Below are 14,122 nucleotides of genomic sequence, written 5' to 3' on the forward strand. Positions count from 1 at the left end.
CCGCCCGACCACCGGGCGCGCAACATCGCGATCGGGTTCGTCGGCGCGGTCGCCGCCGGTGCGCTCGTGGCCGCGGTCGCGGCGCGGCTGAGGAGGGCGCGGTGAGGTCCACGCTGACCGGATTCAGCCCGGGCAGCAATCGGCGGGTTCTCGGGGTGTGGGTGGTGTTCTTGCTCGCGGCGGCGAGCTGGGCCGTGGGCGGCTACATCGGCGCGGCGATCGCCGTGACGGTCGGCATCGCGCTGGTGTTCGTCCGCTGGTGGGGCCAGCCGGCGTGGTCGTGGCTGGTGTTGTGGCGGCGCGGGCGGCGCCCGATCAGCTGGGACGCTCCGATAACCGTGGCCAACAACCGATCCGGCGGCGGGGTTCGGGTGCAGGACGGCGTCGCGGTGGTGGCGGTGCAGCTGCTCGGCAGGGCGCACCAGGCGACCACAGTGACCGGTTCGGTGACCGTCGAGACCGACAACGTCATCGACGTCGTCGAGTTGGTCCCGATGATGCGCCAGGCGCTGGGACTGCAGCTCGACTCCATCAGCGTCGTCTCCCTCGGCTCCCGGCACGGCAATATCGGGGACTACCCGCGGGTGTACGACTCGGAGATCGGCACCCCGCCGTACGCGGGCCGGCGCGAGACCTGGTTGGTCATGCGGCTGTCGATCATCGACAACACGCAGGCGCTGCGCTGGCGCACGACCGTTGGCGCCGCGGCCATTTCGGTGGCGCAGCGGATCGCCGGGCTGCTGCGTTGCCAGGGGCTGCGGACGAAGGTGGCCACCGCCACCGACCTCGCCGAGCTCGATCGACGGCTGGGCTGTGACGCCGTCGAGGGGGACGCGCAGCGGTGGAAGGCCATCCGCGGGGAAGCGGGCTGGATGACCACGTACGCGTACCCCGCCGAGGCGATCACGTCGCGCGTCCTGTCGCAGGCGTGGACGCTCCGCGCCGACGAGGTCATCCAGAATGTGACCGTATATCCCGACGCGACCTGTACCGCGACCATCACCGTGCGCACCCCGACGCCGGCGCCCACCCCGCCCAGCGTGATCTTGCGCCGGCTCAACGGGGAGCAGGCGGCCGCCGCGGCGGCCAACATGTGCGGCCCGCGACCGTACCTGCGGGCGCTGCGGCCCAGCCCCCTGCCCGGGCAGCTGCTCACCGAGATCGGCCCCTCGGGTGTGCTGATCGGCAAGCTGAGCAACGGTGACCGGCTGCTGGTCCCCGTCACGGATGCCGGTGAGCTGTCACGGGTTTTCGTGGCCGCCGAGGACCCGGTCGCCAAGCGGATCGTGATCCGCACCGCGGGCGCGGGCGAGCGGGTGTGCGTGCACACGCGCGACATGACGCGCTGGGCCACCGTGCGGATGCCCGAGATCGCCGTCGTCGGCACGGCGCGGCCCGCGCCGCGCACCACCGTCAGCGTCGTGGAGCACGTCGCCCCTATCTCCCCCACCCCGCGGCCCGCGACGGTGATCACCATCGCCCCGTCCGGCACCCGGCTGCCCGAGGCCCACCGGCACAACTTCGAGGTGATCATCGAGCAGGTCGGTCCCGCGATGGTGCGGGTCAGCGCGGCGGGCAAGGACTGGCTGGCCGAGATGGACATGTTCCGCGCCGAGAACCGCTACGTGAGTCTCGAGCCGGTCACCATGTCGGTCATGTAGAGCGTCAAGGATCCGAAGGCACGTAATGGGTGATTTGCAAACTGCGCGTAGGCATTTCGACCGGGCGATGGCGGTCAAGGCGCGGCAGGGCCGGGCGGCGGCGCTGCCCGAGTTCGTCGCGGCCACCGACGCCGACCCGTCGATGGCCGACGCGTGGCTGGGCCGCGTCGCCTGCGGCGACAACGACCTGGCCTCGCTGAAGAAGCTCTACGCCGCCAGCGAGTGGCTGCACCGGGAGACGACCCGGATCGGACAGACGCTCGCCGCGGAGATCCAGTTGGGTCCCTATATCGGGATCACGGTGACCGACGCCTCGCAGGTGGGCTTGGCGTTGTCGTCGGCGCTGACCATAGCCGGGGAATACGCCGAGGCCGACAGGTTGCTGGCCAACCGCGACCTGCTGGACTCGTGGGCCAACCATCAGTGGCACCAGCTGGCCCGGGCGTTCCTGATGTACACCGCGCAGCGCTGGCCGGACGTGTTGCTGACGGCCGCCGAGGAGCTGCCCCCGCAGGCCATCGTCATGTCGGCCGTGACGGCGTCGATCTGCGCGCTGGCCGCCCACGCCGCCGCCCATCTGGGGCAGGGTCGGGTGGCGCTGGACTGGCTCGACCGCGTCGACGTGATCGGGCAGACCAATGCGTCGGGCCGCTTCGACGCCGACGTGCTCACCGCTTCGATCGGCCCGGCCGATATCCCGTTGCTGGTCGCCGATTTGGCGTACGTGCGCGGCATGGTGCACCGTCAGCTGGGCGAGGAGGACAAGGCCCAGGTCTGGCTGTCGAAGGCCACCATCAACGGCGTCCTGACCGAGGCCGCCAAGGCGGCGTTGGCCGACCCGAACCTGCACCTGGTCGTGACCGACGAGCAGACGATCGCCAGCCGCACCGATCGCTGGGACGCGTCGACGGCCAAGAGCCGTGACGAACTCGACGAGGACGCCACCGCGGACCGGCGCGCGGAGCTGCTCGCGGAGGGCCGCGCGTTGCTGGCCAAGCAGGTCGGGCTCGCGGCGGTCAAGCAGGCGGTGTCGGCGCTCGAAGACCAGCTCGAAGTGCGGATGATGCGCCTCGAGCACGGCCTGCCGGTGGAGGGGCAGACCAACCACATGCTGCTGGTGGGCCCGCCGGGCACCGGCAAGACGACCACCGCCGAAGCGCTGGGCAAGATCTACGCGGGCATGGGGATCGTGCGCCACCCCGAAATCCGGGAGGTCCGCCGCTCGGACTTCTGCGGCCACTACATCGGCGAGTCGGGGCCCAAGACCAACGCGCTGATCGAAAAGTCGCTCGGCCGAATCATTTTCATGGACGAGTTCTACTCGTTGATCGAACGGCACCAGGACGGCACGCCCGACATGATCGGCATGGAGGCCGTCAACCAGTTGCTGGTTGCGCTGGAGGCGCACCGCTTCGACTTCTGCTTCATCGGCGCGGGTTACGAGGACCAGGTGGACGAATTCCTCACCGTGAACCCCGGTTTGGCCGGCAGGTTCAACCGCAAGCTGCGGTTCGAATCCTATTCGCCCGCCGAGATCGTCGAGATCGGCCAACGCTACGCCGCACCGCGCGCCAGCAAGCTCGACGACGCGGCGCGGGCGACGTTCCTGGACGCGGCCACCACCATTCGTAACTACACGACGCCCGGCGGGCGGCACGGCGTCGACGCGATGCAGAACGGCCGGTTCGCCCGCAACGTCATCGAACGTGCGGAAGGGTTCAGGGACACCCGCGTGGTCGCGCAAAAGCGCGCCGGCCAGGAGGTGACGGTCGAGGATCTGCAGATCATCACCGCCCCCGACATCGAGGCCGCGGTGCGCAGCGTGTGTTCGGACAACCGAGACATGGCGGCCATCGTCTGGTAGCCGCCACCCGTTGGACGGCCGGCGGCCACCCGCCGTTTCATCGGCGTTTACTTTGTAACCGCGAAAGACCCTGTGGCAGGACACGTTTAGGCGTCGGCAATGCCGGCCCCGCGAATTCTTCCACCCGGTGCGGCAAAGGCGGTGTCGACGCGCCCGGGGATGCTTAAGATGCAGGCGGGTGACGAGCCCGCCAAGATTGCGGTGGAGCAGGCGCCGAGTGAGTGCCGCGCCACCGCCGCCCGAATGGAGTGTCCGACGGTGCACCGTATCTGGTTGATCACGGTGACGCTGACGATCGTGCTGTTGACCGCACCTCCCGCGGACGCGGTGGCCCCGCCGTCGATAGACCCGGCCGCACTACCACCGGACGTGACCGGACCCGATCAGCCGCTCGAACAGCGCCGCGTCTGCAGGGCACCGTTGACATTGCCGGGAACCAACTTTCACGATCCGCCGTGGGCCAACGCGTACGTGGGTGTCGGTGCGTCCCACAGATTCGCCACCGGCGCCGGTGTCACGGTGGCCTTGATCGACACCGGCGTGGACGCCTCGCCGCGGGTGCCGGCCGAACCCGGTGGCGATTTCGTCGTCCCCGACGGCGACGGGCTCACCGACTGCGATGCGCACGGGACGCTGATCGCGTCCATCATCGCGGGCCGGCCCGCGCTCACCGACGGGTTCGTCGGCGTCGCGCCCGACGCCCGGCTGATCTCACTGCGGCAGACGTCGGAGGCCTACGAGCCCAAGGACAACCAGGCCAACCAGAACGACCCCAACGCCTCCCCGGCGGCCGGGTCGATCCGAAGCCTGGCCCGCGCGGTGGTGCACGCGGCGAACATGGGCGCGAACGTGATCAACATCAGCGAGGCGGCCTGCTTCAAGGTGCGAAAGCCGGTGGACGAGTCGACCCTGGGTGGGGCCCTCAACTATGCGGTGAACGTCAAAAATGTCGTGGTCGTGGTCGCGGCGGGCAATACCGGCGGCGACTGCTCGCAGAACCCGGCCCCCGACCCGTCGATGCCGACCGATCCGCGCGGATGGCAGCAGGTTCAGACCATCGTGTCGCCGGCGTGGTACGCGCCGTTGGTCTTGTCCGTCGGAGGGGTCGGCGAGAACGGGGCACCCAGCCCGTTCTCGATGCACGGACCCTGGGTGGGCGCGGCCGCGCCGGCGGAGAACATCATCGCTCTGGGGCCCGACGGCGAACCGGTCGACGCCCTGCCGGGCAAGGACGGTCCCGTGCCGATCGCCGGGACTTCGTTCGCGGCCGCGTACGTCTCCGGCCTGGCCGCGCTGCTACGGCAGAAGTTCCCCGAGCTCACACCGGCGCAGATCATCAACCGGATCACGGCCAGTTCGCGCCATCCCGGCGGCGGCGTCGACGACAGTGTCGGGGCGGGCACCGTGGACGCGGTCGCGGCGCTCACCTGGGACATCCCGGCGGGTTCGCCGGCGGGAACCCCGTTGATCGTCAACCGGATTCAGCCGCCTGTGCCGGTGCGGCCGCCGGACCGCGGGCCAATCACCGCGGTGGTCGCCGGCATCGGGGGTCTGCTGTTGGCGTTGGGCCTGGCCACCCTGACCCGGCAAGCCCTGCGGAGGCGCTGACGCGGATGAGGGCATTCCGGGTACGGTTCACCAGCGGCCACGCGCTGTGGGTGGCGGCGCTCGCCCCGCTGTGCATCCTGCTGTTCAGCAGAACCCGCTACGAATGGGCGGGACCGGCGCTGGTCGCGCTGGCCGCGGTCTTCGCCCTGGTGACCTTTCGCGGAAGGCGCCTGACCGGCTGGATCGGCGCGGCATGCGCCTGGCTGGTGCGGCGCCGCAGGGTTCCCGACGTTCCCTCCGAGCCCGCGGTCGGCGCGACCGTGCAACCGGGCGACCACGTCGCCGTGCGCTGGGAGGGTGAATTCCTGGTCGCCGTCATCGAACTCATTCCGCGGCCGTTCACGCCGACCGTCATCGTCGACGGGCGCGCGCATACCGACGATGTGGTGGACACGCGCCTGCTGGCACGACTGATGGAGATCAGCTGCCCCGACTTGGAGGCCGACGTCGTGTCGGCCGGCTACCGCATGGGCACACCCCCGTCGCCCGAAGTGTCGGGCCTCTACCAACAGGTGCTGGGCACCGACCCGGCCCCGGCGCACCGCCGGACCTGGATCATGTTGCGCGCCGAGCCCCAGCGCACCCGCCGTTCGGCGCAGCGCCGCGATACCGGAGTCGCGGGGTTGGTCCGATATCTGGTGGCGTCGGCGACCAGGATCGCCGACCAGCTGGCCGGCCACGGTGTCGACGCGGTATGTGGGCGCAGCTTCGACGATTACGACAACGCCACCGAGATCAGCTTCGAGCGGGAACAGTGGTCAAGGATCAAGGGGAGCGACAACTTCACCGCCGCGTACACCGCGCCCGGTGGTCCGGACGTGTGGTGGTCGGTCCCCGCCGACCACACCATCACCCGGGTCCGGGTGGTGCCGGGCGCGACGCCGCAGTCGACGGTACTGCTGACCACATCGGAGAAACCTAGGAACCCAAAGGGTTTCATTCGCCTGTCCGGCGGCCAGCGCGCCGCGCTGCACGGGCAGTCCCTCGTCCCCGACCGGCACTACCAGCTGCCGATCGGATCGGCGGGCGTCCTGGTGGGCCAGACGGCGAGCGAGTACCCGGTGTACATGCCGTTCGACGACGTCGACGCGAGCGTCAGCTTCGGCGATGCGCGGGCATTCATGCAATTCGCGATGCGCGCCACCGCCGCGGGCGGCGGCGTCACACTCGGTCCGCGATTCGCCGAGTTCGCCGATCTGATCGGGGCGCACGTCGGACCGCATTCGAAGGTGGCGTGGCCGCACGCGACCACCTATCTCGGCCGGCACCCGGGCGTGGCGCGGGTAATGCTGCGCCACAATGCGATTAGCACCCCACGCCATCGGCAGCTGCCGATCCGCCCGGTATCGCCGCCCGAAGAGAGCCACTACCAAAGCGCGCTACCGCGGTAGGGGAAACGATGCGCGAACATTGGGTGTCCATGGACGGGCGCACGAGGTGAGTCGGCAAAAACCTGTCGCCGTGGCAAGACTGATCGCCTTAGACTGAGAACCTGCCGTGGCGCGACGTCCATACCGGCGCTCGGTCACGCAGCCAGGCGATATCCCCGACGTGAAGGGCCCTCTCGATGAGCAACAGGGAAACGCATCCGCAGGTGACCGAGACCATGGCGGAATTGGAGCGGTTCACCAAGGCGCTCGAGGACCAGATGGCCCTGACGAACACCGGATCATTCACGGCGACGGACGAAACCGAGACGGTCACAGTCACCATCAACGGCCACCGGTGCCTCACCGACCTGCAGATCGAGGACGGGCTGCTGCGGCTGGGCGCCGAAACGGTGCAGCAGCGCGTCAACGAGGCTTTGCTGCGCGCGCAGGCCGGCGCGTCGGAAGCCATGCAAGCCCGGCAGGCGCAGCTCGTCGCCAACATCACCGACATCCTCGGGTCGCTGCAAAAGTCGGTGGGGCTCACCGCGGCGAAATCCCGCTGACCGCAGCCGTTTCGACCCGGGCCAGGTCCCGCCGGCCGGGAGGGATAGCGCAGAGCCGTGCAGTTGTTCGTGGTGGGGCCGCCCCGATCCGGGATGACCATGGTGACTCAATTCCTGAATCACCACGCCGACATCGTCGTCTTCGACGAGATAGACCTGCTCAGCGCCGGCAGGTACGGGGACTCGGCGATCGGTACCCTGCGGGCCTTCCTGCTCGAGCGTGGCCTCGACGAAAGCTTCCGGCGTGACGTCCGGAACGCCGCCGATCCCGCGCTCGCCCTGCGGCGGGTGATCGGCGGGATCGTCGGGCCCGGCGTCATCTGGGGCGAAAAGAACCCGCGGTACGCGACCCGGTTGCCGGAGCTCAGACGCAGCTATCCGGAGGCCGCGGTGCTGTTCGTCGTGCGTGATCCGCGGGACGTGGTGAATTCCTGCCTGTCGCACCGTGAGTCGCCCTACCGGACGCCCCTGGATTTCTGGATCAAGGACACGGTCGCCGAGGCGCTGACGCTGGTGCAGAGCAGCCTCGAGCCGCTGCAGGCCGGCGATCCCGAACTTGCCGTCCTGCGTTACGAGGCCTTCGCGGCCGCACCGAAGACGGCACTCGACGCGGCCTTGGGCCACTGGGGTCTCACCTTTTCCGACGACGCCGTCGCACTCGCCCATCCGGTGCCGGAGTCGGTGGGTGACCACCAGTTCTTCCGAGGAGGTGCGGCCTTACCGTGGAAAGTCGGCAACATGTCGCCACTCCGACAGTCTCCATCGGCCCGGGACCGGGTCGACGCCGGCGACCCGGTCTGGAAAGAGGTGGATGCCCTCGCGCGGCGAATTGGTTACCACTGAACCGCTCCCGCGAACGCTCGGGAGTGCCAGTACGGCGAAGGAAGGCTGGTGAATGCACCCTCACCCGGGGCGCGACCTGGCGCGCGGTGAACGCGGCGCGCCACGCGATCTCCTGAGCGCCGCGAGGCCCGCCGTATGTTTCGTATCCAACATCGGGGACTCCTTGCTGACAATGCCCGCGCTGCGCGCGATGGCCGAGTTGTTCACCGCCCCCCTCACCTTGATCTGCCCCCGGGTGGTGTTCGACCTGTGCTTCCGGGAGGTGAGCGACCGTCACGTCGACACCACAGGGCTGCCCCTCACGGGGCCACACCCTCTGCCCGGATCTCTGCGCCGAGCCCCCGATTATGAAACGTTGGCGGCCGCGATCGGCGCCGTCGACGTGTTCATCGACACCCTCGCCTGGAACGCCCTGTCGAGCACGGTGATTCGGCCTCTCGTGCAGCGCCTGGCGCCCCGGACGACCATTGGTTTCCCCACCGAGTACGGCTACGATTTCGTGGTCCCGCAGGCGGACCTGCACGCGGCCGACCAGATGTTCCAGCTGGCCCGGCTGTTCGATCCCGCGCTGCGGATCGAAAGCTATGCCCAGGCCCTGCCCATCCCGTCATCGGTGCGGGAACTGGCCCGGAAGATCCGTGACGAGGTGCCCGCGGGCAAGAAGGTACTCGTCGTACACGCCGACACCGACTGGGCGCAGAAGCGCTGGCCCGCAGGACGATTCATCGACCTGCTGGACCGGTTCTTGTCCCGCCACCGCCACTTCGTGGCCTGGGTCGTCGGGATGGGACACGAGGAACTCAACGTGGGCCGTGCGGGCGACCGGGTTTTCCCCCACCTCGGCCTGCCCCTCGACCTCGCCATGGCGCTGGTCGGGACCGGGGACCTCTTCGTGGGGATCGACTCCTCGATGCTGCACGCCGCCGACCTGGCGCGGGTTCCCGGCGTCGGGCTGTTCGGCGCGACGCGGGCCGCGACCTGGGGGTTCAGGTTCGGGCCGCACCGGCATGTCGAAATGGCGTCGATGGCGGACATCACGGTGGCGGAGGTGCTCGGCGCGCTGGAGGACCTGACCGAGGAGCATGTCGGTGTCCCGGCGCCGCCGCAGCGCCGCAATCATGCTGCCGTGCAACCCGATTCGCCCCGGGTGGCCGTGCTTGCCGCGGTCGCGCAGTTCGTCGACCTCGCGCGATCCTGGCACCGCGAACAGCCGGCCGCCGATGGGGCGGGCATCGGGGCGAAGGCGCTCCGTTTGCACGCGCTGAACTTCGGCCTCTGGCATCAGGAGGACGCGGTTCGCCGGGACGGCGTAAGCGACCGTGAGGTGGCTGGCGGCAAACGCGCCATTGACGCCCTCAACGCATCGCGCAACGCGGCCGTCGAAGACATCGACGCGGCCCTGCTCGATCGTCTCGTCCCCAACGCGAGCGCCCCGCTACATACGGAAACGCCCGCAACGATCGTCGATCGGCTCTCCGTTCTGGCGCTGCGAATCGTGCACACGAACCGGTCCGGGGCCGACGGTGAGCGCCTCGCGACGCTCGAAGAGCAGTACGCCGACCTGGTGGACGGTCTCGACCGGTTCCTCAGCCGGGTGGTCGACGGTCTCGTCCGGTTCCAGGTTTATCGGCAATTCAAGACGCCGGAAGAGCGAAGCTCCTGCGCCTTGTCAGACGACCGCGATCAATAGGCCGCGGCGCACCACCACTGTCGCCAATCCAGGTACGGGTCCTTGTGCTCGTCGTATTGCAGGTGTAGGGCCAGCGACGGGATCGGGGTGAAGAGCAGAACCTGCTCGCGCCATATCTCGTTGATCGTCGACGCCTCGAAGATGTGATTCTCGACGCCATAGGGTGTGCTCGAGTACCGTGCGAGCCGTTCGAAGAGCGCCCAATTCCTGCGCAGTGTGCCCAGTTCCACCCAGCACGTGTTCGTGGTGTGCGTGTTCGTGCGCCAGTGCCGTCGGCTGCCCTGCACGACGCGGCAATCTTCCCGGCTGAAGATGGCGCCCCAGTAGTTCTTCGGGTCGTCGTAGGGATGCAGCGCAACTTCCCGGCCGGCGTGCCTGTCCTTGAACAACGCGTGCGCCTCCAGCATCTCCGCGATGGCCGTAGGGGTGTGCAGGTAATCGTCCTCAACGAAATAGACGAGCTCGCGGGCCTGGTCGCGGGCCGCGGAAAACGATGCGAGACAGGAAGCGTTGTAGCCCCTGTCCGCGAGGGCGACGAATTCCACCGGACGGTCACACGTGGCGAGGATTCGCCGCAGCGCCGACAGGGCCTCGGGCGACGAGTGGTCATCGAAGACCCGCAGGACGATGTCGCCGTCGGCGTGATTGACCGACGTGACAAGCGACTGCGCACAGCGAAGCATGATTTCGCTCTTCGGGGCGTCGACGTAGCGATGCGCACCGTGGACGCTGATGTCGGAATGGGTCTGCAGATGGATGTCGAGTTTCATGCTGTCGGCCAGCCTAACCAGCCGGAGCGCCGGCGACCCCCGAGAAGCGTTGCCACCCAAGCGTTCAGCCGCCGTACATCTCGACGCCACCTACCGCAACCCAGCCGGCAAGGTAATCATCCGGCGAGTGCGCCGGGGTGCCGGATTGGCCGGCACGAGCGCCAGAATTTCGTGCGCAGCGGGCCCATTCGGTGGATTACGATAATCCTCGGTGGCGGTTGGCGTGCCACTGCGAGCGTCCGCCATCGCGAACCCTGAGCGTTCGCCCGGCTCCTCCGGCGACTATCGACTGCTTCAGCGAAGGAGTGACGAGCCGACATGACGCAGGCACTCAACGTCGAATACGACGAGCTGATGGCTCGAGCGGCCGAAATCGAGCGATCGATTCCGGCCATCCCGCCCACCAACCCGCCGGGCCCGTGCGAGCTTTCGTTCGTGAAGGATGCCGCTACGCAGCTCGCCCTCAACGCCGACACGATGCGGGTGTACCTCAAAGCCTGTGAGCGGGAATGGAAGGCGCTGGCGAAATCGCTGAGGAATGCCGCCAAAGCCTACGAAGAGGCGGACGAGGGCGGCGCGGAGTCGATGAACTCCGTTGACTTCGGTGGCTCCTCGGCGGGCGGTGCGGGGGGTGACGGCGGGCAGATGTCGGCCATGTGCGATCCGGACGAGGATTTCGGCGGCTACCTGCCACCGCCCCCGCCGCCTCCGCCGCCGTTCCAATACCCCTACTACGAGGTCAGGCAGGCGGCCAAGGACATCGAAGCCGGTGACCACGGCACCGCGTTCCGGGCGTTCGCCAGGGAATGGGATGCCTTTCAGCGGACCTTCCAGCAGGAGACGATCAACCGGTTCCGGCCTTTCACGTCCTGGGAAGGCGAGGCGAGGACCGCCGTCGAGACGAACTTCGACCAACAGCGTCAGTGGATTGCCTCGATGGTCGCCCTGTGCCTCCAGCTGGGCACCCAGGCGAACACCGTCGTGGATGCGCACAGAAAGGCGACGCTCACCACCGGCTACCACAATCAGCACGCGCAGGAGGGCTCGCATCCGACGACCTACGAGATATCGCAATGCGACTACTGGTACCGGCGCTACGTGGAATCCAATAACCAGTACTACGTCTCGGTAGCCATCGAATGGTACGAGAAGCTGCAGGCGAACTCCGAAGAGACCTTGCGGCAATATGTTTCGAATGCGCAACTGCCGCTGCGCCCGGTCACTCCGCAACGGGTACCCACGGCCACCCGCATCGACGCGCCGAATCCCGATGGCGGCAGTGGCGGCAACGACCCCTTCGATCCGAACAACCCGTTCGACCCGAACAATCCCTTCGACGAAGGGGGTCTTCCGTCGACGGGCACGCCCAGCGTCCCGTCCGTCCCCTCCATTCCGTCCACCGGAATGCCGTCGACGCCGCCGGCGCCCGACAACGCCAAGCTGGACAAGGCGTTGAAGGACCTTAAAGGCAGCGGTGTGCCCGGCGGTGCGGGCCTCAAGCCGGCGTCGCTCGGCGGCGGGGGAGGGGGCGGGGTGCCGTCGATGCCGTTGCAGCCGGCGGCGGACGCCGGCGCGGCGACGGGTCCCGCCGGAGCGGCCCCCGGCGCAGCGGCGGCCGCGGGCCGCGGAATGCCGGGCGCGCCCGGCGGCGCGATGGGCGGCGGTATGGGGGGCATGCCCATGGGCGGGCACGGAAAACAGGACGGGGGCAAGGGTAAGCGCGTGCAGTCCGAGGATGAGTCGCTCTATACCGAGGAGCGGCAATGGACGGAGGGCGTGATCGGCAATCGCCCCCGCAAGGCCGGTCCCGACAAGTAGGCGAGCCATGAGCTCCGGCACCGGCCGACCGCACGCGGCGATCGAGGAGGAGACGATGGGCATTGCCAGGCCGGCGGGCGGATATGCCGATCAGATGCTGGATCCGGGCGCGTGGCCCGAGGTCGACGAAGGCGCCCTGTATGACCGCGCGCAGGACTACACCAGGGTGTTGCGGCAGGTAACAGAGGTGCTGGAGAGCTGCCAGCACCAGCGGAGCGAAGTCTTCGACGGCGGCATCTGGTCCGGTGGTGCCGCGAACGCCGCCAACGCCGAACTCGGCGCGAACGTCGGCGAATTGATGACGCTGCAGAACGGGCTGGCCGCGATCATCACCTGGGACAGGTACATCGCCCTGTCGATCGAGCAGACCAAGTCGGACATCACCGACAACGTGGAAGCCGCGCAGCGCCAAATCAGCCTTCTCGAACGGGATTCCAGGCTCGACGCCGACGAGCGGGCCACCGCGATCAACAACGTGGTGGTCGCGACCTACGGGGCCAACATCAGCCTGATGGAAGGCGCGGCCGACCGAATCCTGGCAAGCAAGGCCTGGAAGCCGCCCGGCAATGCTCTCGACGATCTGCTCGACCAGAAGACGCCGCCGCCGCTCACGCTTCCCGACGGGACGCCGCACGTCCCGGGACCCCCGCCGGAGGAGGACGGCCCGCGCCCGGGTCCCGTGGATCCGGTCCCGGTGCCGCCCGCGCCGCCGCCCGCGCCGCCGGACCCAGGGGTGCGGCGGCGTCGGCCCAGCCCGGCGGGAGCGGGAAGGGAGTGCTTCCGGCGTCGGCAACCGCAGGATCGCCGCAAGCAGGTGTCCGTCCGGAGGAGTCGTCCGCGGCGGTGACCCCCGCCGGTGCCGCGGGCATGCCGGGGGCCCCGATGGCGGGCGGATCTGGCGGTGCCTCCGGCGGTTCCGGCGCTCGGGCGGGGGCTCCTCCGGTGGGGCAGAGCCCGTCGAGCGCGGCCCCCAGCACCCGACCGGCCGCCGCGAGGCGGCCCGCGGCGCGGGCCGCGGCCGCGGCGGGGGAGGGCAAGCCGGTCGAGAGCCGCGACGACGCCGACAGCGGCGTTGCGGTGCCTCCCCCGGTGATCCCGGTGTCCGCGGCGCGGGCCGAACGCGACGCCATCGCCGAGGCCGCCACCGCCGACGCGGCGCGGCGCGGCGGGCCCGACCCGCTGCAATTGGCGCGGCGCATCGCCGCGGCACTGAACGCCCCGGACAATCAGGCACCTGGAGCGCTCGGCTTCTTCTGGGTGACCGCCGTGACGACCGACGGGGCGATCGTGGTGGCGAACAGCTACGGCGTGGCCTACATACCCGAGCAGGTGCAACTGCCGGAACAGGTCGAGATGGCCAGCGCCGACGCCGCGATCCCGGCCGCGGAGCGGGCCCGCTGGGCCACCTATCCGGTGCTCGCCGTGCAAGGTTGGGCGGAGCATCACGACAAGAAGTTACGGGCCGTCATCGCCACCGAAAAGCACTTCGCCGGTTCGGATCCCGGCGCGGCCAAGATCTTCCTGATGCCGGATGACATTCCGGAAACGGGGGAGATGGCCGGCCGCTCCCGGCTCGAGGCGGTGGATCCACCGGCGGCGGAGCGGCTGGCCGCCACCAGCGACCGGCGCCTGGTCGAGCTGCTGCCACCGGCGCCCGCGGATCGGAGCCCGCGGGCCGATGAGCGCGCGATGCTGTGGTTCGACGTGGTGAAGCCGTTGGCGAGCAAGGCGACCGGCCGCACGGCCGCGCACCTGCGCGCGTTCCACAACTACACCTCGCACTGTGCAGAAGTGGCGCTCGAGCAGGCGCACACGGCGGCCGACCTGGACGCGCAACGCCTCGCTGTGGCGGATTGGCTGTACTGGACACACCTCGCCGCCCTGCTCGATGAGGCTCTGGCCGCCGCGCCCTGAGTCGGCGCACGCCGAAAGACA

The 14,122-nt window shown here is 69.4% G+C and carries 12 protein-coding genes; 11 read left to right on the forward strand and 1 reads right to left on the reverse strand.

What is annotated here, in order from left to right; translation table 11 throughout:
• From BST44_RS31055 to BST44_RS23490, 8 genes are all read left to right on the forward strand, one after another.
• Positions 1–105 (forward strand): hypothetical protein (locus BST44_RS31055; protein ID WP_244184919.1); only part of this gene is annotated, 105 nt, incomplete at its 5' end.
• On the forward strand, positions 102–1,661 hold the full coding sequence (gene eccE, locus BST44_RS23460) for a type VII secretion protein EccE (protein WP_083179452.1): 1,560 nt from the start codon (positions 102–104) through the stop codon (positions 1,659–1,661). The genes BST44_RS31055 and eccE (BST44_RS23460), both read left to right, overlap by 4 nt.
• 25 nt (positions 1,662–1,686) lie before the next feature.
• A complete protein-coding gene (eccA, locus tag BST44_RS23465; RefSeq protein WP_083179453.1) occupies positions 1,687–3,525 on the forward strand; it encodes a type VII secretion AAA-ATPase EccA in 1,839 nt (612 codons plus the stop codon).
• A 258-nt stretch (positions 3,526–3,783) separates the two neighbouring features.
• The gene (gene mycP / locus BST44_RS23470) at positions 3,784–5,133 is read left to right on the forward strand and encodes a type VII secretion-associated serine protease mycosin (protein ID WP_083179478.1); all 1,350 of its coding nucleotides are present in this window, start codon (positions 3,784–3,786) and stop codon (positions 5,131–5,133) included.
• A gap of 5 nt (positions 5,134–5,138) precedes the next feature.
• Positions 5,139–6,524, forward strand: coding sequence for a type VII secretion protein EccE (eccE, locus tag BST44_RS23475; protein ID WP_083179454.1), 1,386 nt, complete (start codon positions 5,139–5,141; stop codon positions 6,522–6,524).
• Between the two features lie 176 nt (positions 6,525–6,700).
• Entirely contained in the window at positions 6,701–7,066 is a 366-nt protein-coding gene (locus tag BST44_RS23480; RefSeq protein WP_083179455.1) for a YbaB/EbfC family nucleoid-associated protein, read from the forward strand.
• A gap of 57 nt (positions 7,067–7,123) precedes the next feature.
• Positions 7,124–7,909: a sulfotransferase family protein gene (locus tag BST44_RS23485; RefSeq protein WP_142274665.1), complete on the forward strand. Its 786-nt coding sequence runs from the start codon at positions 7,124–7,126 to the stop codon at positions 7,907–7,909.
• 172 nt (positions 7,910–8,081) lie between these two features.
• A complete protein-coding gene (locus tag BST44_RS23490; RefSeq protein ID WP_244184921.1) occupies positions 8,082–9,599 on the forward strand; it encodes a DUF4254 domain-containing protein in 1,518 nt (505 codons plus the stop codon).
• Here BST44_RS23490 and BST44_RS23495 read toward each other — a convergent pair.
• A complete protein-coding gene (locus BST44_RS23495) occupies positions 9,593–10,369 on the reverse strand; it encodes a hypothetical protein (RefSeq protein WP_083179458.1) in 777 nt (258 codons plus the stop codon). The two genes, BST44_RS23490 and BST44_RS23495, sit on opposite strands and share 7 nt — an antisense overlap.
• A 318-nt stretch (positions 10,370–10,687) precedes the next feature.
• On the opposite strand from BST44_RS23495, the gene espB reads away from it, so the two are divergent.
• Genes espB through BST44_RS31735 form a run of 3 tightly spaced genes read left to right on the forward strand, consistent with a single transcriptional unit; the run spans position 10,688 to position 14,101 of the window.
• A complete protein-coding gene (gene espB / locus BST44_RS23500) occupies positions 10,688–12,187 on the forward strand; it encodes an EspB family ESX-1 secretion system-associated protein (RefSeq protein ID WP_083179459.1) in 1,500 nt (499 codons plus the stop codon).
• A 7-nt stretch (positions 12,188–12,194) separates the two neighbouring features.
• Positions 12,195–13,034: a hypothetical protein gene (locus tag BST44_RS31730; protein WP_439330751.1), complete on the forward strand. Its 840-nt coding sequence runs from the start codon at positions 12,195–12,197 to the stop codon at positions 13,032–13,034.
• Complete coding sequence (locus BST44_RS31735) at positions 13,031–14,101, forward strand: EspK C-terminal domain-containing protein (RefSeq protein ID WP_439330752.1); 1,071 nt, start codon at positions 13,031–13,033, stop codon at positions 14,099–14,101. Before BST44_RS31730 ends, BST44_RS31735 begins: the two co-directional genes overlap by 4 nt.
• Positions 14,102–14,122 lie beyond the last annotated feature (21 nt).

Source organism: Mycobacterium scrofulaceum (assembly GCF_002086735.1).
GTDB classification, from domain to species: Bacteria; Actinomycetota; Actinomycetes; order Mycobacteriales; family Mycobacteriaceae; genus Mycobacterium; species Mycobacterium scrofulaceum.